Source organism: Pedobacter gandavensis, assembly GCF_014172405.1.
Lineage (GTDB): Bacteria > Bacteroidota > Bacteroidia > Sphingobacteriales > Sphingobacteriaceae > Pedobacter > Pedobacter gandavensis.
In genome coordinates this window covers 214,812-232,510 of sequence record NZ_WNXC01000005.1, presented here as the reverse complement: position 1 = coordinate 232,510, position 17,699 = coordinate 214,812, and the positions used below count along the sequence as shown (strand labels likewise).

16 protein-coding genes are annotated in these 17,699 nt (G+C 41.4%); 5 read left to right on the top strand and 11 right to left on the bottom strand.

Annotated elements, in window-relative coordinates:
- Positions 1–118: 118 nt before the first annotated feature.
- Positions 119–901, bottom strand: coding sequence for an enoyl-CoA hydratase/isomerase family protein (locus tag GM920_RS15085; protein ID WP_182958946.1), 783 nt, complete (start codon positions 899–901; stop codon positions 119–121).
- Positions 902–926: 25 nt separating this feature from the next.
- Positions 927–1,346, bottom strand: coding sequence for a cobalamin B12-binding domain-containing protein (locus tag GM920_RS15080; protein ID WP_182958944.1), 420 nt, complete (start codon positions 1,344–1,346; stop codon positions 927–929).
- A gap of 80 nt (positions 1,347–1,426) precedes the next feature.
- Between GM920_RS15080 and GM920_RS15075 the strand changes: the two genes are divergently transcribed.
- A complete protein-coding gene (locus GM920_RS15075; protein WP_182958941.1) occupies positions 1,427–3,088 on the top strand; it encodes a glutamine--tRNA ligase/YqeY domain fusion protein in 1,662 nt (553 codons plus the stop codon).
- Between the two features lie 53 nt (positions 3,089–3,141).
- Here the strand turns inward: GM920_RS15075 and GM920_RS15070 are convergent, their stop codons facing one another.
- Positions 3,142–3,975 carry an N-acetylmuramoyl-L-alanine amidase gene (locus tag GM920_RS15070; protein ID WP_202986125.1) on the bottom strand — a complete coding sequence of 278 codons (834 nt, stop codon included), beginning with the start codon at positions 3,973–3,975 and terminating at the stop codon, positions 3,142–3,144.
- 138 nt (positions 3,976–4,113) lie between these two features.
- Between GM920_RS15070 and GM920_RS15065 the strand changes: the two genes are divergently transcribed.
- Positions 4,114–5,796 carry a dipeptidyl-peptidase 3 family protein gene (locus GM920_RS15065; RefSeq protein ID WP_182958938.1) on the top strand — a complete coding sequence of 561 codons (1,683 nt, stop codon included), beginning with the start codon at positions 4,114–4,116 and terminating at the stop codon, positions 5,794–5,796.
- Between the two features lie 84 nt (positions 5,797–5,880).
- Here the strand turns inward: GM920_RS15065 and GM920_RS15060 are convergent, their stop codons facing one another.
- The 8 genes from GM920_RS15060 to gltX form a co-directional block, all read right to left on the bottom strand.
- On the bottom strand, positions 5,881–6,249 hold the full coding sequence (locus tag GM920_RS15060) for a response regulator (protein ID WP_182958935.1): 369 nt from the start codon (positions 6,247–6,249) through the stop codon (positions 5,881–5,883).
- A gap of 17 nt (positions 6,250–6,266) precedes the next feature.
- Positions 6,267–6,830, bottom strand: a complete 564-nt coding sequence (locus GM920_RS15055) for a chemotaxis protein CheB (protein ID WP_182958933.1) — start codon at positions 6,828–6,830, stop codon at positions 6,267–6,269.
- Entirely contained in the window at positions 6,830–7,654 is an 825-nt protein-coding gene (locus GM920_RS15050) for a CheR family methyltransferase (RefSeq protein ID WP_182959231.1), read from the bottom strand. Before GM920_RS15050 ends, GM920_RS15055 begins: the two co-directional genes overlap by 1 nt.
- A 2-nt stretch (positions 7,655–7,656) precedes the next feature.
- A complete protein-coding gene (locus GM920_RS15045; protein ID WP_182958931.1) occupies positions 7,657–8,025 on the bottom strand; it encodes a response regulator in 369 nt (122 codons plus the stop codon).
- 43 nt (positions 8,026–8,068) lie between these two features.
- Positions 8,069–11,674 carry a response regulator gene (locus GM920_RS15040; protein WP_182958929.1) on the bottom strand — a complete coding sequence of 1,202 codons (3,606 nt, stop codon included), beginning with the start codon at positions 11,672–11,674 and terminating at the stop codon, positions 8,069–8,071.
- Between the two features lie 17 nt (positions 11,675–11,691).
- On the bottom strand, positions 11,692–12,816 hold the full coding sequence (locus tag GM920_RS15035; protein ID WP_182958927.1) for a hybrid sensor histidine kinase/response regulator: 1,125 nt from the start codon (positions 12,814–12,816) through the stop codon (positions 11,692–11,694).
- Between the two features lie 134 nt (positions 12,817–12,950).
- Complete coding sequence (gene ypfJ, locus GM920_RS15030) at positions 12,951–13,787, bottom strand: KPN_02809 family neutral zinc metallopeptidase (protein ID WP_182958925.1); 837 nt, start codon at positions 13,785–13,787, stop codon at positions 12,951–12,953.
- 72 nt (positions 13,788–13,859) lie between these two features.
- Positions 13,860–15,368 carry a glutamate--tRNA ligase gene (gene gltX / locus GM920_RS15025; RefSeq protein ID WP_182959229.1) on the bottom strand — a complete coding sequence of 503 codons (1,509 nt, stop codon included), beginning with the start codon at positions 15,366–15,368 and terminating at the stop codon, positions 13,860–13,862.
- Between the two features lie 88 nt (positions 15,369–15,456).
- On the opposite strand from gltX, the gene GM920_RS15020 reads away from it, so the two are divergent.
- Genes GM920_RS15020 through GM920_RS15010 form a run of 3 tightly spaced genes read left to right on the top strand, consistent with a single transcriptional unit; the run spans position 15,457 to position 17,583 of the window.
- A complete protein-coding gene (locus GM920_RS15020; protein WP_182958923.1) occupies positions 15,457–16,674 on the top strand; it encodes a sensor histidine kinase in 1,218 nt (405 codons plus the stop codon).
- On the top strand, positions 16,652–17,158 hold the full coding sequence (locus GM920_RS15015) for a DinB family protein (protein WP_182958921.1): 507 nt from the start codon (positions 16,652–16,654) through the stop codon (positions 17,156–17,158). Before GM920_RS15020 ends, GM920_RS15015 begins: the two co-directional genes overlap by 23 nt.
- Positions 17,158–17,583, top strand: a complete 426-nt coding sequence (locus GM920_RS15010; RefSeq protein WP_182958918.1) for a hotdog fold thioesterase — start codon at positions 17,158–17,160, stop codon at positions 17,581–17,583. The genes GM920_RS15015 and GM920_RS15010 overlap by 1 nt, the downstream gene beginning before the upstream one ends.
- The last annotated feature ends 116 nt before the right edge of the window (positions 17,584–17,699 follow it).

Sequence of the window (17,699 nt, the reverse complement as noted above, 5' to 3'; positions counted from 1 at the left end):
GTATGGGAAAAATTTTCTACACTTTTAAATCTGCTGCCCTTTAAAAAGGGCAGTTTTAATCCAATAAAAAAGCCCATTGGAAAGAATCAAATGGGCCTTAAATATGATTTAAACGAAATTATTTGCCTAAAAACACTGCTTTTCTTTTTTCTAAAAATGCAGAAGTACCTTCTTTAAAGTCTTCTGTATCAAAACACTTACCAAACTCTTTAATTTCAGTTTCAAAGCCATTTTCGTCATAGCGAATAGCGGCATTGACGGCAGAAATTGCACTGGCAATGGCCAGTGGCGCCCGAAGCTTAATTTTTGACAGAATTTCTTCCGCTTTTGGAAGTAATTCTTCCGCAGGAACGACATGATTCACCAGGCCAATTTTCTCGGCTTCCACAGCAGAAATCATATCGGCAGTTGTGATCATTTCTATCGCTTTTCCTTTCCCTACCAACTGCGTCAGACGTTGTGTCCCTCCATAACCAGGAATCAAGCCTAAAGTCACTTCCGGCAAGCCTAATTTTGCATTTTCTGAAGCAATGCGAATATGGCAGGCCATAGCCAGTTCCAATCCCCCTCCTAAAGCAAAACCGTTAATGGCTGCAACCACAGGTTTCGGGCAATTTTCAATCGCATCAAACACCTGGTTTTGTCCATTTTTCGCTAAGGCCTCTCCTTCTGCGCCGGAGTAATCGGCAAATTCGGAGATATCCGCTCCGGCTACGAAAGCTTTAGGTCCGGCACCGGTTAGCAAAACTGCACGGACTTCCTCGTTCTTTGCTGCAAAAGCAATCACATCAGCAAGTTCAGCTAAGGTCGCTTTATTGAGCGCATTTAGCTTCTGCTCCCTGTTGATGGTCACATATAATACGGATTCCCTAATTTCTGATAAAAGATTTTGATACGCCATATGGTTCGGTTAAGAATTTTAAAGGTTAGAAGTTTCTGTTTTCAGATACCCAGTCTTTGATGTAATTGGTGATGGTTTCCATGGTTGTTCCCGGAGCAAATAACTCCCCAACGCCAATGGCTTTAAGTTTCTCCATATCATTTTCCGGAATGATGCCACCACCGGTAAGCAGCACATCAGTTAGCCCTTTCTGTTTCATGATTTCTACTATTTTAGGGAAGACGGTCATGTGAGCTCCTGACAAAATTGAGACACCAATTGCGTCGACATCTTCCTGTAAGGCGGTGTTAACCACCATCTCCGGCGTTTGTCGGAGGCCGGTATAAATCACTTCCATCCCAGCATCCCGCAAAGAAGTAGCAATAATTTTTGCCCCCCTATCGTGCCCATCCAATCCAACTTTAGCCACTAAAACCCGAATGGGTCTGTTTAATGTGTTGCTCATAAAATATACGAATAGTAGGTTGTAAATGTAAGTAAATTAGCGGTTTTATGTTAACTTTGAAGACTAAATTTACAGTTTTTATGAGTGAGGAAAGATCATTGAACTTTATTGAAGAGATCATTGAAAACGATTTGAGCAGTGGAAAATACGAGACCCTAGTTACTCGTTTTCCGCCTGAACCCAATGGTTATTTACACATCGGACACGCAAAGGCCATTTGCCTGAACTTCGGTCTGACTAAAAAATATGGTGGCTATACAAACCTTAGGTTTGATGATACCAATCCAGTAACTGAGAAAACCGAATACGTAGACAGTCAACAGGAAGATATTAAATGGCTTGGTTTTGAGTGGAAAAATGAACTGTATACTTCAGATTACTTTGATACTTTATACGATTTCGCGGTAAAACTAATTGAAAAAGGCCTGGCTTATATCGACGACAGTACTGCGGAAGAAATTGCAGCACTGAAAGGTACTCCTACGGAGCCTGGAATAGACAGCCCATTCCGTTCCCGCAGTATTGCGGAAAACCTCGACTTGTTTGCCCGTATGAAAGCTGGCGAATTCCCTGATGGTGCATGTATTTTAAGAGCGAAGGCAGATATGTCCAGCCCGAATATGATCATGCGCGATCCGATTATTTACCGTATCAAACATGCAGAACACCACCGTACTGGTAACAAATGGTGTATTTATCCGATGTACGATTTTGCACACGGACAAAGTGATAGCATTGAGCAAATCACGCACTCGATCTGTACTTTAGAGTATGTATCACACCGTGAGCTATACGATTGGTTCATTGAACACCTGGAAATTTTCCCTTCTAAACAGTATGAATTTGCCCGTCTAAACCTTTCTTATACGGTGATGAGCAAAAGAAAATTGCTTCAACTGGTCAATGAAGGGGTGGTAACCGGATGGAATGATCCACGCATGCCTACCATCAGTGGTTTGAGAAGAAGAGGATATACACCAGATAGTATCCGTGAATTCTGTGAAAGAATCGGGATTGCCAAAAGAGAAAATCTAATCGAGCTTAGCTTATTGGAATTCTGTGTACGTGAGCACCTGAATAAAATTGCCAATAGAGTAATGGCGGTATTAGATCCGATTAAGCTGATCATTACCAATTATCCTGAAGGACAAGAAGAAACCTTAAATGGCGAAAATAATCCTGAAGCAGAAGATAAAGGCGGAATCAGAGCCATTCCTTTCAGCAATGAATTGTGGATTGAACGCGAAGATTTCATGGAAGAACCTGCTAAAAAATGGTTCAGACTAGCACCTGGTGCAACTGTAAGATTGAAACACGCTTACATTGTACAGTGCGAAAACTTCGTTAAAGATGCAGCAGGTAATGTAACTGAGGTTCATTGTACCTATATCCCTGAATCGAAAAGTGGCGAAGATACCAGCGGTATCAACGTAAAAGGAACAATCCACTGGGTAAGTACAAAACATGCAAAAAAAGCGGAAATCAGGACTTACGACCGCTTATTTACGGTAGAATCTCCGGATTCTGAAGAAGGTGATTTCAAAGATTACCTGAACCCGGAAAGCGTGCACGTGATTAAAGAAGCTTATATCGAGCCTTATTTAGCCAATGCAGACCTGGATTCAAGGTACCAGTTCATTCGTAAAGGATATTACTGTGTAGATCAGGATTCTACTCCAGATCATTTGATTTTTAACCGTACGGTTGGATTGAAGGATGCCTGGGCAAAAGCAAAAAAATAATTCTAAAACGGCCAGATCTACGAAAATTCGTTAATCTGGCCGTTTTTTTATGCTTAAAGGTATTTCGTATATAAGTTGTAAAGAATCAGCTTATCAGCAGGGGTCAAAACCGGAGTAATATCCGTTTGTACGAAATGTATTTTGAAGGCCACAATCGCCGCACTGACATTACTCACATTGTATCCAATCGCCTTCAATGCCAATTCTGCATTAAAATCTACTGGCGGCATTTTTAACAGGTCATCATACCAGAATCCGAATCCTTTTTTTGCTAAAACCTTCCATGGGAAATTCAAAGGATCTATTTTACGTCTTGGTGCGATATCTGAATGGCCAATAAAGTTGGCTGCAGGGATGTTATACTTTTTCTTCAAGGCTCCTAAAAGTGTCACCAGGCTTCTGATCTGTGCATCTGCAAAAAGCTCCTTACCATTGTTATCCAATTCTATCCCAATTGAAGAAGAGTTCAAATCGGTATCATTACCCCATTTTCCTACCCCTGCATGGTTAGATCGCAAGTATTCATTCACCATTTGAAGCACTTTACCGTCTCTTCCGATCACATAATGTGCACTTACCTCCGCTTTTTTATTGAGAAATGTTTTCACAGTTTGATTTAGCGAATCTTGTGCCGTATGGTGTATAATTACAAAATTCGGGCGGCGCATTCCAAAATTCACGGAGCCGATCCATTCTTGCATGGTTGGATCGAGGGTCTCTTTAGCCTGTTTTATTGGTGGTGTAGATTGGATGATTTCGGCAAAACCCTTAGCTTGCTCTTTATAGATTTTATTGGTTGCGGCATATTTATTTGAAGAACAGGATGCCATAAATAATAAGGAGCATATCAATAAGCTTGCGCTTTTAATTTGGAGACTTTGTATCATAGTGGAGGGTATAGAAGTGGTAAAATTACTATTTTTTACTAATTTAGTTGTCATCTTATACTCAGATCAATGCAGGATCGTGACAGAAATACCCGCATTTGATGTAACTTTGCTACCGATAAAAAAACAAGTATCCATATGAAGAACTTAAGCAAATTAACGCTTATTATTGCCGGATGTGCCATCGCTACAGGGATTTCATCTTGTAGTAATCCTCAGGGAAATACCAATACCCATGCCAAAGAAATCAGCTCTAGTGAAGACAGCCTACAACATTACGTAGACGAACGCATTGGCATCTATGAAAAGGTGAAATTGAGTACTAACCTGAACGATTTATCCGCGACAGACCGTAAGATCTTGCCTTTATTGATTCAGGCTGCACAGATTATGGATGAATTGTTCTGGAAACAGGCTTATCCTCAACGTGACAGCTTATTGAGTACCATAAAAGACGAAAAAACCAAAGCATTTGTATGGATCAATTATGGCCCATGGGATCGTTTAAACGGTGATAAACCATTTATTGCAGGCATCGGGGCAAAACCTGAGGGTGCAACGTTCTACCCTGCAGGAATGACTAAAGAACAGCTGGAAAAATCAGATTTAAAAAATAAATTCAACCAGTATTCTGTCATCCAAAAAGACAGTACTGGAAAACTTGTGGAGATCCCTTACCATGTATTATTCGCTTCTGAATTGCAAAATGCTTCTTCATTGCTAAAACAAGCGGCCTTGCTAACAGAAGACGCCGGATTTAAAAAATACCTGAACCTTCGTGCGGATGCTTTGACCTCGGATGATTTCACGGCGAGTGATTATGCCTGGTTGGACATGAAAACGAACAATCTGGACATCATTATTGGTCCGATTGAAAATTATGAAGATAAGTTATTCAATGCCAGAGCTTCCTACGAGTCTTATGTATTGGTAAAAGATAAGGTATGGAGTAAACGACTGGCCAAATATGTAGCCATGTTGCCTCAATTACAAGAAGGATTACCAGTTGCAGCGAAGTATAAGAAAGAAAAACCTGGAATCGATTCTGAGCTGAATGCTTACGATGTAGTTTATTATGCCGGGGATTGTAATGCGGGATCAAAAACCATTGCGGTAAACCTACCAAATGATGAAATCATCCAGCAGAAAAAAGGCACAAGACGTTCACAATTGAAAAACGCCATGAAAGCCAAGTTTGACAAGATTCTGGTTCCAATTGCTAAGGAACTGATTGACAAGGATCAGCAACAATACATTAATTTTGACGCTTTCTTTGCCAATGTGATGTTCCATGAGGTTGCTCATGGTTTGGGAATCAAACAAACAGTAACTGGAAAAGGCTTTGTGAAAGAAGCTTTACAGGAACAATATTCCTGGTTAGAAGAAGGTAAAGCTGATGTTTTGGGCCTTTACATGGTGACTGGCTTACTTAAAAAAGGGGAATTAGAAGGTGATCTCAAAACCTTTTACACCACTTATATGGCTGGAATCCTTCGTTCAGTAAGATTTGGTGCGGCGAGTGCACATGGTAAAGCCAATATGCAGTGTTTCAATTTCTTCAAAGAAAACGGGGCTTTCGTCAGAAATCCGAATGGAACCTACAAAGTAGATTTTACGAAGTTTGAAACGGCGATGAATAAGCTGAGTAGTCTGATCATTACCCTTCAGGGAAATGGCGATAAAGCAGCCGTTGCGAAAGTACAAAAAGAGAATGCCGTGATTAGTCCGGAGTTACAGAAAGACTTAGACAAACTGACTCAAAAAGGCATTCCTGTCGATATTATATTTGAACAAGGTGTTGATGTGCTTGGCGTAAAATAAGCTCGTTTAGTACCAGAATTTATGATATCATAAAAAAGGCAGCGATCAGATCATGGTTGCTGCCTTTTTCGATTAAAAGCTTGTTTAATTTTTCAAATGTCTTTCAATGATATTTTCCAGTTCCTGAATATCGAAGGGTTTTGACAGGTAACCATCTGCTCCTGCTTGCTCTGCTAACGATTTCACGTCGTTATTAGCCGTAAAGTAAATCACAGGAATATTTTTTAAGCGTTCATCTCCTTTCAGTTCTCTTGTGGCATCAATTCCACCTACATCTGGTAACCAATTGTCCATAAAGATGATATCTGGCATATAGGCCAAAACCTGATCGATGATCTGGTTCGAAGTTGCGGAAGTCTTAATCTCATAACCGGCATCTTCCAGGATGATGGTACACAATTCCAGGATATCAGCATTATCATCAAACACAAAAACCTTTTTCAAATTCCTCATTATTATTATCGTTGTTTCTAGCTAAGTAAATTTATATAATCTGCCACTTCATCAATGCGTAATATACGGTCTATATCCATACTTTTTCTTGCCTGGTCAGGCATATAAGCTACCTGTGCCGTTTCCGGGTCCTGGATTGCGACCGTTCCAGCCCAGCTTTTTACAGTCAGCAGTCCTTTAACGCCATCCGAATTAGAGCCGGAAAGGAGTAAACAAACCAAGCCCTCTCTATAAGCTTCCGCAGCGGTTTGGAAGGTGACATCTATTGCTGGCCTGGAATAATTCACCTTTTCTGAATAGTCTAAAGAAAAACTACCGTCCATTTCAATGAGCAAATGATAGTCTGAGGGCGCGATATAAATCGTTCCCGGAACCATCATTTCCTTCTCATCGGCCTCCTTGACTGGCATCTTTGTTCTGGAAGATAGCAGTCCGGGCAACAATGAATCTGCGCCATGCTTGCGATGTATTACAATAACAATCGGAAAAGAAAGCTCCGGATTGACAGCTGGCAAGACCTTTAACAGGACTTCCAGGCTCCCCGCTGAGCCACCGATTATAAATGCTTTACACTTTTTCATTAGCGTTGTTTCCTCCAGATTTTATTTCCAGGTAATCGTTTATATTGTTTGTGAATATCCGAAAATTCGATGGTTTCTTTAGTACCCAGGGCAAGATACCCCAGTTCATCCAGGCTATCATTAAAAAGTTCGAGCACCTTATTCTGTAAATCCCGGTCAAAATAGATCAGGACATTGCGGCAAAGAATCAGCTGAAATTCATTGAAAGAATGGTCTGAAACCAGGTTATGCGTAGAAAAAATGATTTTCTTTTTCAGCTCATCATCAAATTTAGCAAGGGAATAATTTGCGCTATAGTAACTGGAAAAATCCTGCTTACCTCCGGCGGCGATATAATTCTCCGAGTATTGTTTCATTTGAGCTAAAGCAAACATCCCCTGAGCCGCCTTTTCGAGCACTGTGGGGTTTAAGTCTGTGGCATAAATCAATGATTTATGCAATAAGTTCAATTCCTTTAATACAATGGAGATGGAATAGGCTTCTTCTCCGGTGGAGCATCCGGCAAGCCAGATCCGAATAAAAGGATAGGTCCCTAGTTGAGGCAAGACCTCTTCTCTCAATGTTTTAAAGAACTCTGGATCACGGAACATCTCCGTTACATTTACGGTAATTTGTTCTACAAACCGCTTAAAATAGATCGGATCATTATTTACTTTATACCGGAATTCGGCAAAACTCAAAGACTTATCCAGGCTATATAATCTATTGATCCTTCGTTTTAGAGAGGCTTTAGAATAGCCGGTAAAATCATATCCATATTGCTCCAGAAGATCTGAGAGCAGGACTTCAATCTGATCATCATTAACAGCGGAAAGTTCCAAAATTTTTAGATATAAAGCTTCAACAAATCGGTTAATTCATCCACATTGATGGGTTTCGAAACATAGCCAACAGCACCTGCATCCAGACACCGTTCCCTATCGCCCAACATTGCCTGTGCGGTAACGGCAATCACCGGAATACCTTTTAGCTCCGGGTGATTACTCATTTGCGCCATGGCCTGATATCCATCCATTCCAGGCATCATCATGTCCATTAAGACGACAGCGATTCCCTTTTCTTTTTTCAACAAGTCTAGTCCTTCTTCTCCCCCTGTTGCGGAAACACATCGAAAACCTTTTGATTTCAATACTGCCGAGAGGGCGAATATATTCCTGTTGTCGTCATCTACAATTAGTATTTTATTTTCTGCCATATATCAAAACAATTGTGCGTTCATTTTATACCTGTCAGGTTGGTTACACTTTATCATAAAGCCATACCCTGAGCAAGGAAATGAGTTGATCGATATCAACCGGTTTTGAGATGTAATCAGAAGCACCTGCTGCAATACACTTTTCCCGGTCGCCCATCATTGCTTTCGCAGTAACAGCCAGGATGGGCAATTGTTTGTATGCAGGCATCTTTCTAATCTCTCTTGTACTCTCATATCCGTCCATTTCCGGCATCATCATGTCCATTAGGACAACATCTACCGACGGGTTCTCTTTAAGCAGTTGTAGCGCTTCTTTTCCATCTGTAGCGGCCAAAACTTTCATTTTATGTTGTTCCAGTGCTTTGGTTAGGGAGAAGATATTTCTGACATCATCATCGGCAATTAAAACCGTCTTATTGTTGAGTACTTCATACAATCCGCCAAGTTGTTCCGATACCGGTTTTTTATTTTTTCCTTCGATCTCTTTTTCTTCCACCAGATGAAGAAACAGACCTGCTTCATCCAGAATTCTTTGGTAAGAATGCGCCGTTTTCACAACGATAGAGTCTGCATACTGTTTTATCCTGATTTCCTCCCCTTTTGACAGGTTTTTACCAGTAAAGATGATGATCGGTAGGTTTTCTAATCCCTGGCTCTTTTTGATGGTTTCCAAGGTTTCATAGGCATTTTTATCAGGAACACCCATATCCAGAATCACGCAGTCGACTTCCTTTTTATGTAGCGCCCCAATACTTTCACCAACATTGTTGACCACTTCTGTCTGAATGTTATAGTTGCTTAAGAAAAAGCTTAATGCTTCTGCATGTTGTTTATTTTCTTCTACAATGAGTACCTTCTTTGGAGATCGGCTAAAGGCGTCTTCCAGTTTCTGGAAGATCTCTTTCATGTGTTCCAGGGCTACCGGTTTATTGATAAAATCAACGGCACCTTTGAGCAGGCTTTCTTTTTTCACTTCCAGAGAAGACATGATGTGTACCGGAATTGGCTTAGTTACCGGATTAGATTTCAACTCTTCCATTACCTCCCAACCGTCTTTTACCGGCAACTGAATGTCCAGCAGGATGGCCAGGGGTTTATACTGGTTCGCCAGTTCAATGCCCACATCACCTCTTACGGCCACAATTCCTTTATACCCTCTTTTCCTGGTGAATTGCAACAGGGTTTTCGCAAAATTGGTATCATCTTCAACAATCAGGATGACTTTATCACCCGGGAGAATATCATCCCTGTCATCTGCAATCTCCTGAGGGATTTTTTGCACCGTGAAACGCGCAATAGGGGCTTCCACGAATGCCTCTTCGAAGAAAGGTTTAGAGACTGGTCTGGGTTCGATCTCTCCGAAACCGGTAACAATAGCATCGGCCTGTTTAATCGGCAATAGCAATGTAAACTCACTCCCTACTTGCTCCTGGCTACTCAATTGAATTTCACCACCCAATAATTTCGCCAACTCGCGACTTATCGAAAGTCCGAGTCCGGTACCCCCAAAATTGCGTCTGGTGGAACCATCTGCCTGTTGAAATGCTTCAAAAATCATGGCTTGTTTATTCGCAGGAATTCCGATTCCGGTATCCTTCACTTTAAACATCAGGAATTTACCGGTGCTATCTTTTTTAATATCCAGGCTCACTTTACCATTGTTCGTAAACTTAATGGCATTGGAAAGCAGGTTTTTCAATACTTGCTCCAAACGCATCTTATCCGTTTCCACCAGTGGGAGTTCATTTTCAATGTTCAGTTCCAGCTCCAGTTTTTTATCTGCAGCTAAAGGCGTAAATAAAGCGCGCATATCGGTTGCTACTTCGGTCATCGAGACCTCCGAGAACTCCAATTTCATCTTTCCGGCCTCAATTTTAGAGAGGTCAAGGATTTCATCAATCAGCGCCAACAAACCTTGTCCGGAGCTCTGGATCACTTCTGCATATTCAATATACTCTTCGTCCAGCTCTTTATTGTCCGACATTAATTTGGAAAGCAGCAAGATGGAATTCAATGGTGTTCTCAATTCATGAGACATATTGGCCAAGAATTCTGATTTGTATTTGGTACTTTGTTCCAGCTGTTCGGCCTTATGCTGAATGTCCAGGTTGCGTTCCTGAATCTGTTGATTTTTTTCTTCCAGCAGACTGGTTCTTTCTTCGAGCTCCTGATTACTTTGTAAAAGCTCTTCTTGTTGCACCCTCAATTCCTCTTCTGAGGTTTGTATTTTCTGTGTTTGCGCCTCTAGTTCCGCATTTAGGCCTTCCAGTTCGCTGTGTTGTGCTTGTAATTCTTCTGCTTGTGCCTGAGTTTCTTCCAGGAATTCCTGGAGTTTTTTACGATTCTGAGACACATGAATGGCGATGCCAATATTGGTGGAGATTGTATTTAAAAATTCCAGTTGTAAAGGCGTAAAAATATTTAGAGAGCCTATTTCAAGCACGCCTACCAACTCTTCATGGCGGAAAACAGGAACTGCCACCACATTGCGCGGTTTAGTATTTCCGGCAGCATAACTGATGGTCAGCTCTTCCGCAGGAATATCATTGATTAAGATTTGCTTTGCAGATTTCCAGGCTTGTCCGGCCAGACCTTCACCTAATCTTAACGTTTGTTTCTTTTCTCTTTCCAGAAGGGCATAACCGGCGATCAATTCCAAATGAGATTCCTCTTCCAGTAAATAAAAGGCTGCCACATGGCTATGGGTATGCCCGATGATACTTTCCAGGATGTCATTTGCCAATTCAGGCACACTCTTCTCACCCACCATCTGATCGTTTAAGCTGGCAATTCCCGATTGGTGCCATTCCTTATCGGCCAGTAGCGAGAAAGAATATTTTAAAGACTCTGCCATGGCATTGAGTGATACGGCAACGCTCCCCAATCCGTCTTCTCCTGCTACATCCGCTCTTACTTCGTAATCTCCATTAGAGATCTTTGAAGCAATTTCTCGAATCACTTCAATTCTGCGCTCCGTATCTTCGTTTTGTTTTTTCAGTTCCTCTTCCAGTTTCAATCGTTCATTGAAATCAAAGATGACTTTACGGTAAAAGAAAATGGTAATCAGGATGGCCAGGAACGCTGCAACCATAATGAGTATGGGCGTAAATTTGGATAACTTATCCATGTCTGCTGTACGTTCTTCCAGCAGTCGCTTTTCTTCCTTTTCCATGCTGGAGATCACCGCACGGGCGATATCCATATGGGTTTTACCATTAAGCAGTTCAGTAACTGTGGCGCTTCCACCTCTCTTTTTGACGTCAATTGACTTTTGAAGGATGTTCAGTCGCTCGGTGATGATCTCATCCAATTTAACAATCTGTTTCTGTTGTAATGGATTGTCCCTGGTCAGGAAGCCTACATTTTGAAGTAACGTGACTGCACGTTCTTTTGCGCCATCATATGGATCTAAAAAAATATTTTCACCGGTTAAGAGATAACCACGCTGTCCGGTTTCCGCATCTTTTAGCGTAGAAATAATTTCTTCCAGGCCGGTAATCACCTCATTACTATGGTGTACCAATTCTGCACTGCGAATCAGGCTGGTAATGCTTTTATAGGAAGCCAGAGAACTGATAAATAAAATCAGTAAGGATAACCCTAGTCCAATGCGTAGTTTTCCTCTTAAAGATCTTTGCTTATTTTGCATATAAATAGAATTTCTTGTTAATCCTTCTCGGATGTAGCATTAAATGGAATACTAAAATAAAATTCAGAACCCTCTCCAGGGGTACTTTTCACCCCAACTTCACCGCCATGTCTTCTGATTATTTCGGCGGAAATGTAGAGGCCAATACCGAGCCCTTGGAAATGAATGGCCGTTTCTTCTACTCTATAGAACTTTTCAAAGACGTTTTTTTGCAGGTCTTTATCGATACCAATTCCAAAATCTCTAACACCAACATACACATTGTGGCCACGGTCTTCGACATGGATGTGCACCTCAGAGGTACCTGGTGCGTATTTTATGGCATTGGTTAAAAAGTTAATGATCACTTGTTCGATGCGCATTTCATCGCCACAAATTTCCCGGCTAACAGATCCGGTTTTCAACAGTTTAAATTCAGGATTGGATTGGTGAATAATCTCGATCACACTATTCAGCAAATCATCTATAAGGAAGGGTTGTTTGTTGAACTTGAGTTTACCGCTTTCAATTTTGGAGATGTCGAGGAGGTCCGTGATGAGTTCATTTAACTTCTCCAGTTGCACTTGTGCTTTCGCCAAATGCTTCTTTAAAGTAGGCACATCGCCTTTATCTATGCTTCTATCGAGAAGCTGAACATATCCTTTAACACTGGTTAGCGGAGTTTTTAACTCATGACTGGCGATACTAATGAATTCATCTTTCTTGCGTTCAGCTTGTTTTCTAAACTCAATTTCATCCAATAAAGCCTTTTGAATTTCTATCAGTTTGCGACTTTGCTCATAAATTCGGTAGAAAGTTTTCACTTTGAGCAGGAGGATATCCATATCTACCGGCTTGGTGATGTAATCCAATCCACCGGAAGAGTAGCCTTTAGTAATGAACTTAGTTTCTGTATTGGCTGCAGATAAGAAGATAATAGCGGTTTCTTTCGCTTTGCTATAGCCTGAAATGGCTTCAGCAACTTCGAAACCATCCATTCCGGGCATTTGCACATCAAGGATAATCAGGACATATTCATTTTTAAGAACTTTCTTTAGTGCTTCTTCTCCCGATGATGCAGTATCTACTTCAAAATTATGTTTCTCCAGAACCTTTTTTAATGAGATCAGGTTCTCGGGGGTATCATCTACAATTAGTATCATTATTAAATAAATAAGGCTACTGAATGTTCAGCTGCCAATGCATAATTGTGCAATTCGTCTTTTGCTAATTTATGTAAGTTTGAAGAATAAAGTATGTTTAGACATGCTTTATATCAAAAAACTTGCAGGAAGCCTTAAAGCTGTGAGGAGTTAAAGGTGTCTCCCTGGCGAAAATCACCGGTATCGAAGCCTTTTTTAAACCAATACATTCTTTGGGCTGAGGTACCGTGAGTGAAGGCGTCGGGTACAACTTCTCCCTGTGCCTGTTTCTGCAATTTATCGTCTCCGATTGCATTGGCAGCGGTAATGGCTTCCTCAAGGTCGCCTGCCTCTAATCTGAAATCTTTTAACCCTTGCGCATGATTTGCCCATAATCCGGCAAAAAAATCTGCCTGCAATTCCAGTTTTACGGAAAGTTTGTTGTATTCTTTTTCGCTGAGTTGAGCTCTGGCGCGTTGTACTTTTTCTGAAATTCCCAAAAGGTTTTGAACGTGGTGTCCTACTTCATGAGCAATGACATAGGCTTGGGCAAAATCCCCACCTGCACCGAAACGGTTTTGCAATTCCTGATAGAAACTCAGGTCGATGTATACTTTATGGTCACTAGGGCAGTAAAACGGGCCTACCGCGGCACTGGCATTTCCGCAAGCGGATTGTACATTATTGGTAAATAAGACTAGATAAGGTTCTTCGTAGGTTTTTCCCATTTCCTGGAATTGCTTTTCCCAAACCTGATTGGTAGATGCAAGCACCCCATCTACAAATTTTGCTTCTTTATCTGTGGGGTCGCCTGTTTTAGGGGTTCCCTGGGTAATTTCGCCGAGAGGCAACTGACTCACCAGCCCTGTTAAGTCTTGTCCGAAGAACAATCCGAGGATCACCACGATGATTCCTAAACTACCGCCGATGGCGCCACCGCTCATCCCTCGTCTGTCTTCAATCTTCCCACTTCCTTTACCGAACCATTGCATATAAATTCCGTTTAAATTGGTTTACAAAAATCAGGGACAATTGTTATACCAATTTAAACGAAAAGTTTATTTTTATGCGAAGGCAGTTAAAGCCGTCTGTATTCTTTGGATAGTTTCTGTCGCGCCTAGTGCTACTGCGATGTCAAATACACCAGGACCAAATTTACCACCTACCAGCATCACACGGAAAGGCAACATCAGCTCTCCAGGTTTGAAACTATGCGTTGAAGCAAGCTCTTTGAACTTTTCTTCTAATTCCTGTGCGGTTAAACCATCAGTAATGACTGCTGCATAAGCATTAAAAAACGCTGCTTTTTCCGCTGACCATTTTGGTTGTACAGCCGGAAGATCAAATTCAACTGGTGCTACAAAAAAGTAAACACTTTGAGGAACGAAATCCGTTAGCAGGTTACAACGATCTTTAATCAGGTCAATTACTTTTGCTAAATAAACGTCATCATTAATTGCTGTTCCTTGCGCAGCAAAAGCTTGTTTAACGGTTGGCATCAGTGTTTCTGCCGTACTATTTTTAATCCATTCGTGGTTGTACCACTTTGCCTTTTCAAAGTCGAATTTTGCACCTGCTTTGCTGATGCGTTCGATAGAGAACTTTTCAACCAGCTCAGCCATAGAGAAAATCTCTTGTTCTGTACCGTCATTCCAGCCTAACATCGCCAGCAAATTCACAAAAGCTTCCGGCATAAAGCCTAGCTCTTTGAATCCCTGAGTTAAATCTCCGGTTTTAGGATCTGTCCAGTTTTGCGCATAAACAGGGAAGCCCAAGCGGTCTCCATCACGTTTGCTCAACTTTCCATTGCCATCAGGTTTCAGGATTAAAGGTAAATGTACCCATTGTGGCATTTCATCACCCCAGCCCAGGTATCTCCAAAGGAGCACATGAATTGGTGCTGAAGGTAACCACTCTTCACCTCTAAAAATATGACTGATTTCCATGGCCTTATCATCTGCCACTACAGCTAAATGGTAAGTCGGCATGCCATCCGCTTTTAACAATACCTTATCGTCTACTAAGTTGGTATCGAAACTCACATGACCTCTGATTAAATCCGTAAAAGAAACGGTTTCATCAGCAGGCATTTTTATCCGTACTACATGAGGCGTATTTGCCGCCAAAAGTGCGTTTACTTCTTCATCAGCCAAGGTTAACGAGTTTCTCATGTCGCCACGAGTAGACAAGCCATAAGTGAAATTAGGAATTTCCTTACGTTTAGCATCTAGCTCTTCCGGGGTATCGAAAGCGTAGTAAGCAAAGCCGTCAGCAATCAGCTGATCTGCATATTGTTTGTAAGTAGATTTACGTTCGCTCTGGCGGTATGGCGCAAATGGGCCACCAACCTCAGGGCTCTCATCCGGCTTCATGCCGCACCATTCCAGGCAGGAAGCAATATAAGCCTCTGCACCAGCAACAAAACGTGTCTGATCGGTGTCTTCTACCCTAAGGACGAAGGTTCCGTTGTGTTTCTTTGCAAACAAATAATTAAACAAAGCGGTGCGTACACCACCCAAATGCAACCCGCCTGTTGGGCTAGGGGCAAATCTTACTCTTACTTTCTTTTCCATCATACGAATTACAAAGATATATTTTTTACCGCGTTACCTTTCTATTCATCAATTTTTGAATCGTAATTTGTAATTTGCCAGGATAAATATGAATCCATACGAAAAAAAGCGCCGCTGGAAATTCTTCTTACTGTTTTTTGCCATCGTGATCGGTACTGCTTCTGTGTTGTACAGTGATTTCTTTGTTAAAAAGATGGAACGTGAAGAACGGATGCAGTTTCAGCTCTATGTGAAAGTGACCGAAAAAGCACTGGCCATGTATGACGATGAAAATACGACTGACCTGATTGACATCATCAGAACGAATACCAAATTACCCATCATGATCATCAATAGCGAGGGAACCATCCTTTCCTATAATGGCCTGGATTCTACGAAAACCAATTATGACTTCCAGAAAAATGACGGGAAAACTTATGATCCCAATTATTTTCTCCGGGAGTTGAATATCATGAAAAAGCAGCATCCGCCAACACCCATTATTGGCCTTGACGATACCCGCTGGTATATTTACTACAAAGACTCCCCTACTTTAACCCAGTTGCGGTATTTTCCATACATTCAATTGGCTGTAATTGGATTGTTCCTGCTCACTGCTTATGTGGCCTTTAGTTCGGCAAGGAAAGCCGAACAGGATCAGGTTTGGGTAGGTATGGCCAAGGAAACTGCGCATCAATTAGGCACACCAATTTCTTCCCTTATGGCCTGGGTAGAGTTGATGAAATCCCGCTTCAATGCGGAGGACGATCCGCTGATTGCCGAAATGGAAAACGACATCAAAAGATTAGAGGTCATTACCGACAGGTTTTCTAAGATCGGCTCTAAACCCATTGTGGAGGACCATGTGGTTTATACTGTGATCTATAATTTCGTCGCCTATTTTAAACTGCGAACTTCGGATAAGATCATTTTTAAAATTACTGGTGATGACCAGGTTCGGGCTTTGCTGAACGTCCCCTTGTTTGATTGGGTAATTGAAAATTTATTGAAAAATGCTGCCAATGCGATTGAAAATGAAGGTACCATCACGATCAACATCATTGAAAACTTAGCTAAAGAAGAGGTATTTATCGATGTAACAGATACCGGAAGAGGTATCGCCAGATCGAAATTCGACGCGGTATTCCAGCCCGGTTATACCACTCGGAAACGCGGTTGGGGTCTTGGTTTATCCCTCACTAAAAGAATAATAGAGAACTATCATAACGGACAGATTTTTGTGAAAGAATCAGAGCTGGAAAAAGGGACCACTTTTCGAATCATTTTAAAAAGCAGTATAACTTATGAACCGACCTCAAGCACATGAGTATCCCGCCTGGGCGGAGACTTACATCAGCAAAATTTCAGGTGATGATATCCTGGATATTTTAGAAAAACAGGCAACTGATTTCCCTGATTACCTCAATAATTTAGTAGAGAAGGCAGATTATGCCTATGCTCCTGGAAAATGGACCATCAAAGAGATGGCAGGACATATTGTAGATACAGAACGAATTCTGGTTTATCGTTTAACTTGTTTTGCCCGTGCTGAACAACATGCTTTACCCGGGTTTGATGAAGATGATTATGTGAGCAATGCCCATTTTTCAGACCGCAGCCTATTGAGTCTATCTGAAGAATTTGCCTTATTAAGAAAAGCTAACATGTACTTATTCAACTCTTTAAATGAGCATGAACTAGACCGCAGTGGCACCGCTTCAGAGCGTCAAATCACCGTTAGAGCATTATTATTTGTCATTGCCGGACATCTGGTGCACCACATCGGTATTATTGAAGAAAGGTATTTATAATGTGGTTTTCAGAATTTACACCCGAGGGTTTAAATGATCGCCCAAAAAATCATTTAGGAGCATTACTGGACATTCAGTTTACGGAAGTTGGGACTGATTTTTTAGCGGCCACTATGCCGGTAGATGAGCGCACGCATCAGCCAGCAGGAATTCTGCATGGCGGTGCTTCTGTGGTTCTTGCAGAAACCTTGGGCAGCATTGCCTCTTATATGTGTATCAATCCGGAAAAACACATACCTGTAGGCCTTGAAATCAACGCCAATCATTTAAGACCAGTCAAAAGTGGATTGGTGACTGGCATTTGTAAGCCCTTACACATCGGTGCAAAGACCCATGTTTGGGAAATCAAAATATACAATGATAAGGGTAAGATGAACTGTGTTAGCCGTTTAACCGTAGCCATAATCCCAAAACCTCAGTTGTAAAGTCGGAATGTTCCGGCTTTACACTTTTTACCCCATTAATCCTTTCTTTCAAGGTATATATCTTTCATCTCCTCTTTTTTTTCATTCGACTGTAACCTCTTTCATTTTCATGTGGT

Excerpts from the sequence above, each read along its gene's own strand:
- GM920_RS15010 (WP_182958918.1), top strand. The coding sequence starts at position 17,158 with ATGTGGTTTTCAGAATTTACACCCGAGGGTTTAAATGATCGCCCAAAA.
- GM920_RS15020 (WP_182958923.1), top strand. The coding sequence starts at position 15,457 with ATGAATCCATACGAAAAAAAGCGCCGCTGGAAATTCTTCTTACTGTTT.
- gltX (WP_182959229.1), bottom strand. The coding sequence starts at position 15,368 with ATGGAAAAGAAAGTAAGAGTAAGATTTGCCCCTAGCCCAACAGGCGGG.
- GM920_RS15085 (WP_182958946.1), bottom strand. The coding sequence starts at position 901 with ATGGCGTATCAAAATCTTTTATCAGAAATTAGGGAATCCGTATTATAT.
- GM920_RS15065 (WP_182958938.1), top strand. The coding sequence starts at position 4,114 with ATGAAGAACTTAAGCAAATTAACGCTTATTATTGCCGGATGTGCCATC.
- GM920_RS15015 (WP_182958921.1), top strand. The coding sequence starts at position 16,652 with ATGAACCGACCTCAAGCACATGAGTATCCCGCCTGGGCGGAGACTTAC.
- GM920_RS15060 (WP_182958935.1), bottom strand. The coding sequence starts at position 6,249 with ATGAGGAATTTGAAAAAGGTTTTTGTGTTTGATGATAATGCTGATATC.
- GM920_RS15080 (WP_182958944.1), bottom strand. The coding sequence starts at position 1,346 with ATGAGCAACACATTAAACAGACCCATTCGGGTTTTAGTGGCTAAAGTT.
- GM920_RS15055 (WP_182958933.1), bottom strand. The coding sequence starts at position 6,830 with ATGAAAAAGTGTAAAGCATTTATAATCGGTGGCTCAGCGGGGAGCCTG.
- GM920_RS15070 (WP_202986125.1), bottom strand. The coding sequence starts at position 3,975 with ATGATACAAAGTCTCCAAATTAAAAGCGCAAGCTTATTGATATGCTCC.
- GM920_RS15040 (WP_182958929.1), bottom strand. The coding sequence starts at position 11,674 with ATGCAAAATAAGCAAAGATCTTTAAGAGGAAAACTACGCATTGGACTA.
- GM920_RS15045 (WP_182958931.1), bottom strand. The coding sequence starts at position 8,025 with ATGGCAGAAAATAAAATACTAATTGTAGATGACGACAACAGGAATATA.
- GM920_RS15075 (WP_182958941.1), top strand. The coding sequence starts at position 1,427 with ATGAGTGAGGAAAGATCATTGAACTTTATTGAAGAGATCATTGAAAAC.
- ypfJ (WP_182958925.1), bottom strand. The coding sequence starts at position 13,787 with ATGCAATGGTTCGGTAAAGGAAGTGGGAAGATTGAAGACAGACGAGGG.
- GM920_RS15035 (WP_182958927.1), bottom strand. The coding sequence starts at position 12,816 with ATGATACTAATTGTAGATGATACCCCCGAGAACCTGATCTCATTAAAA.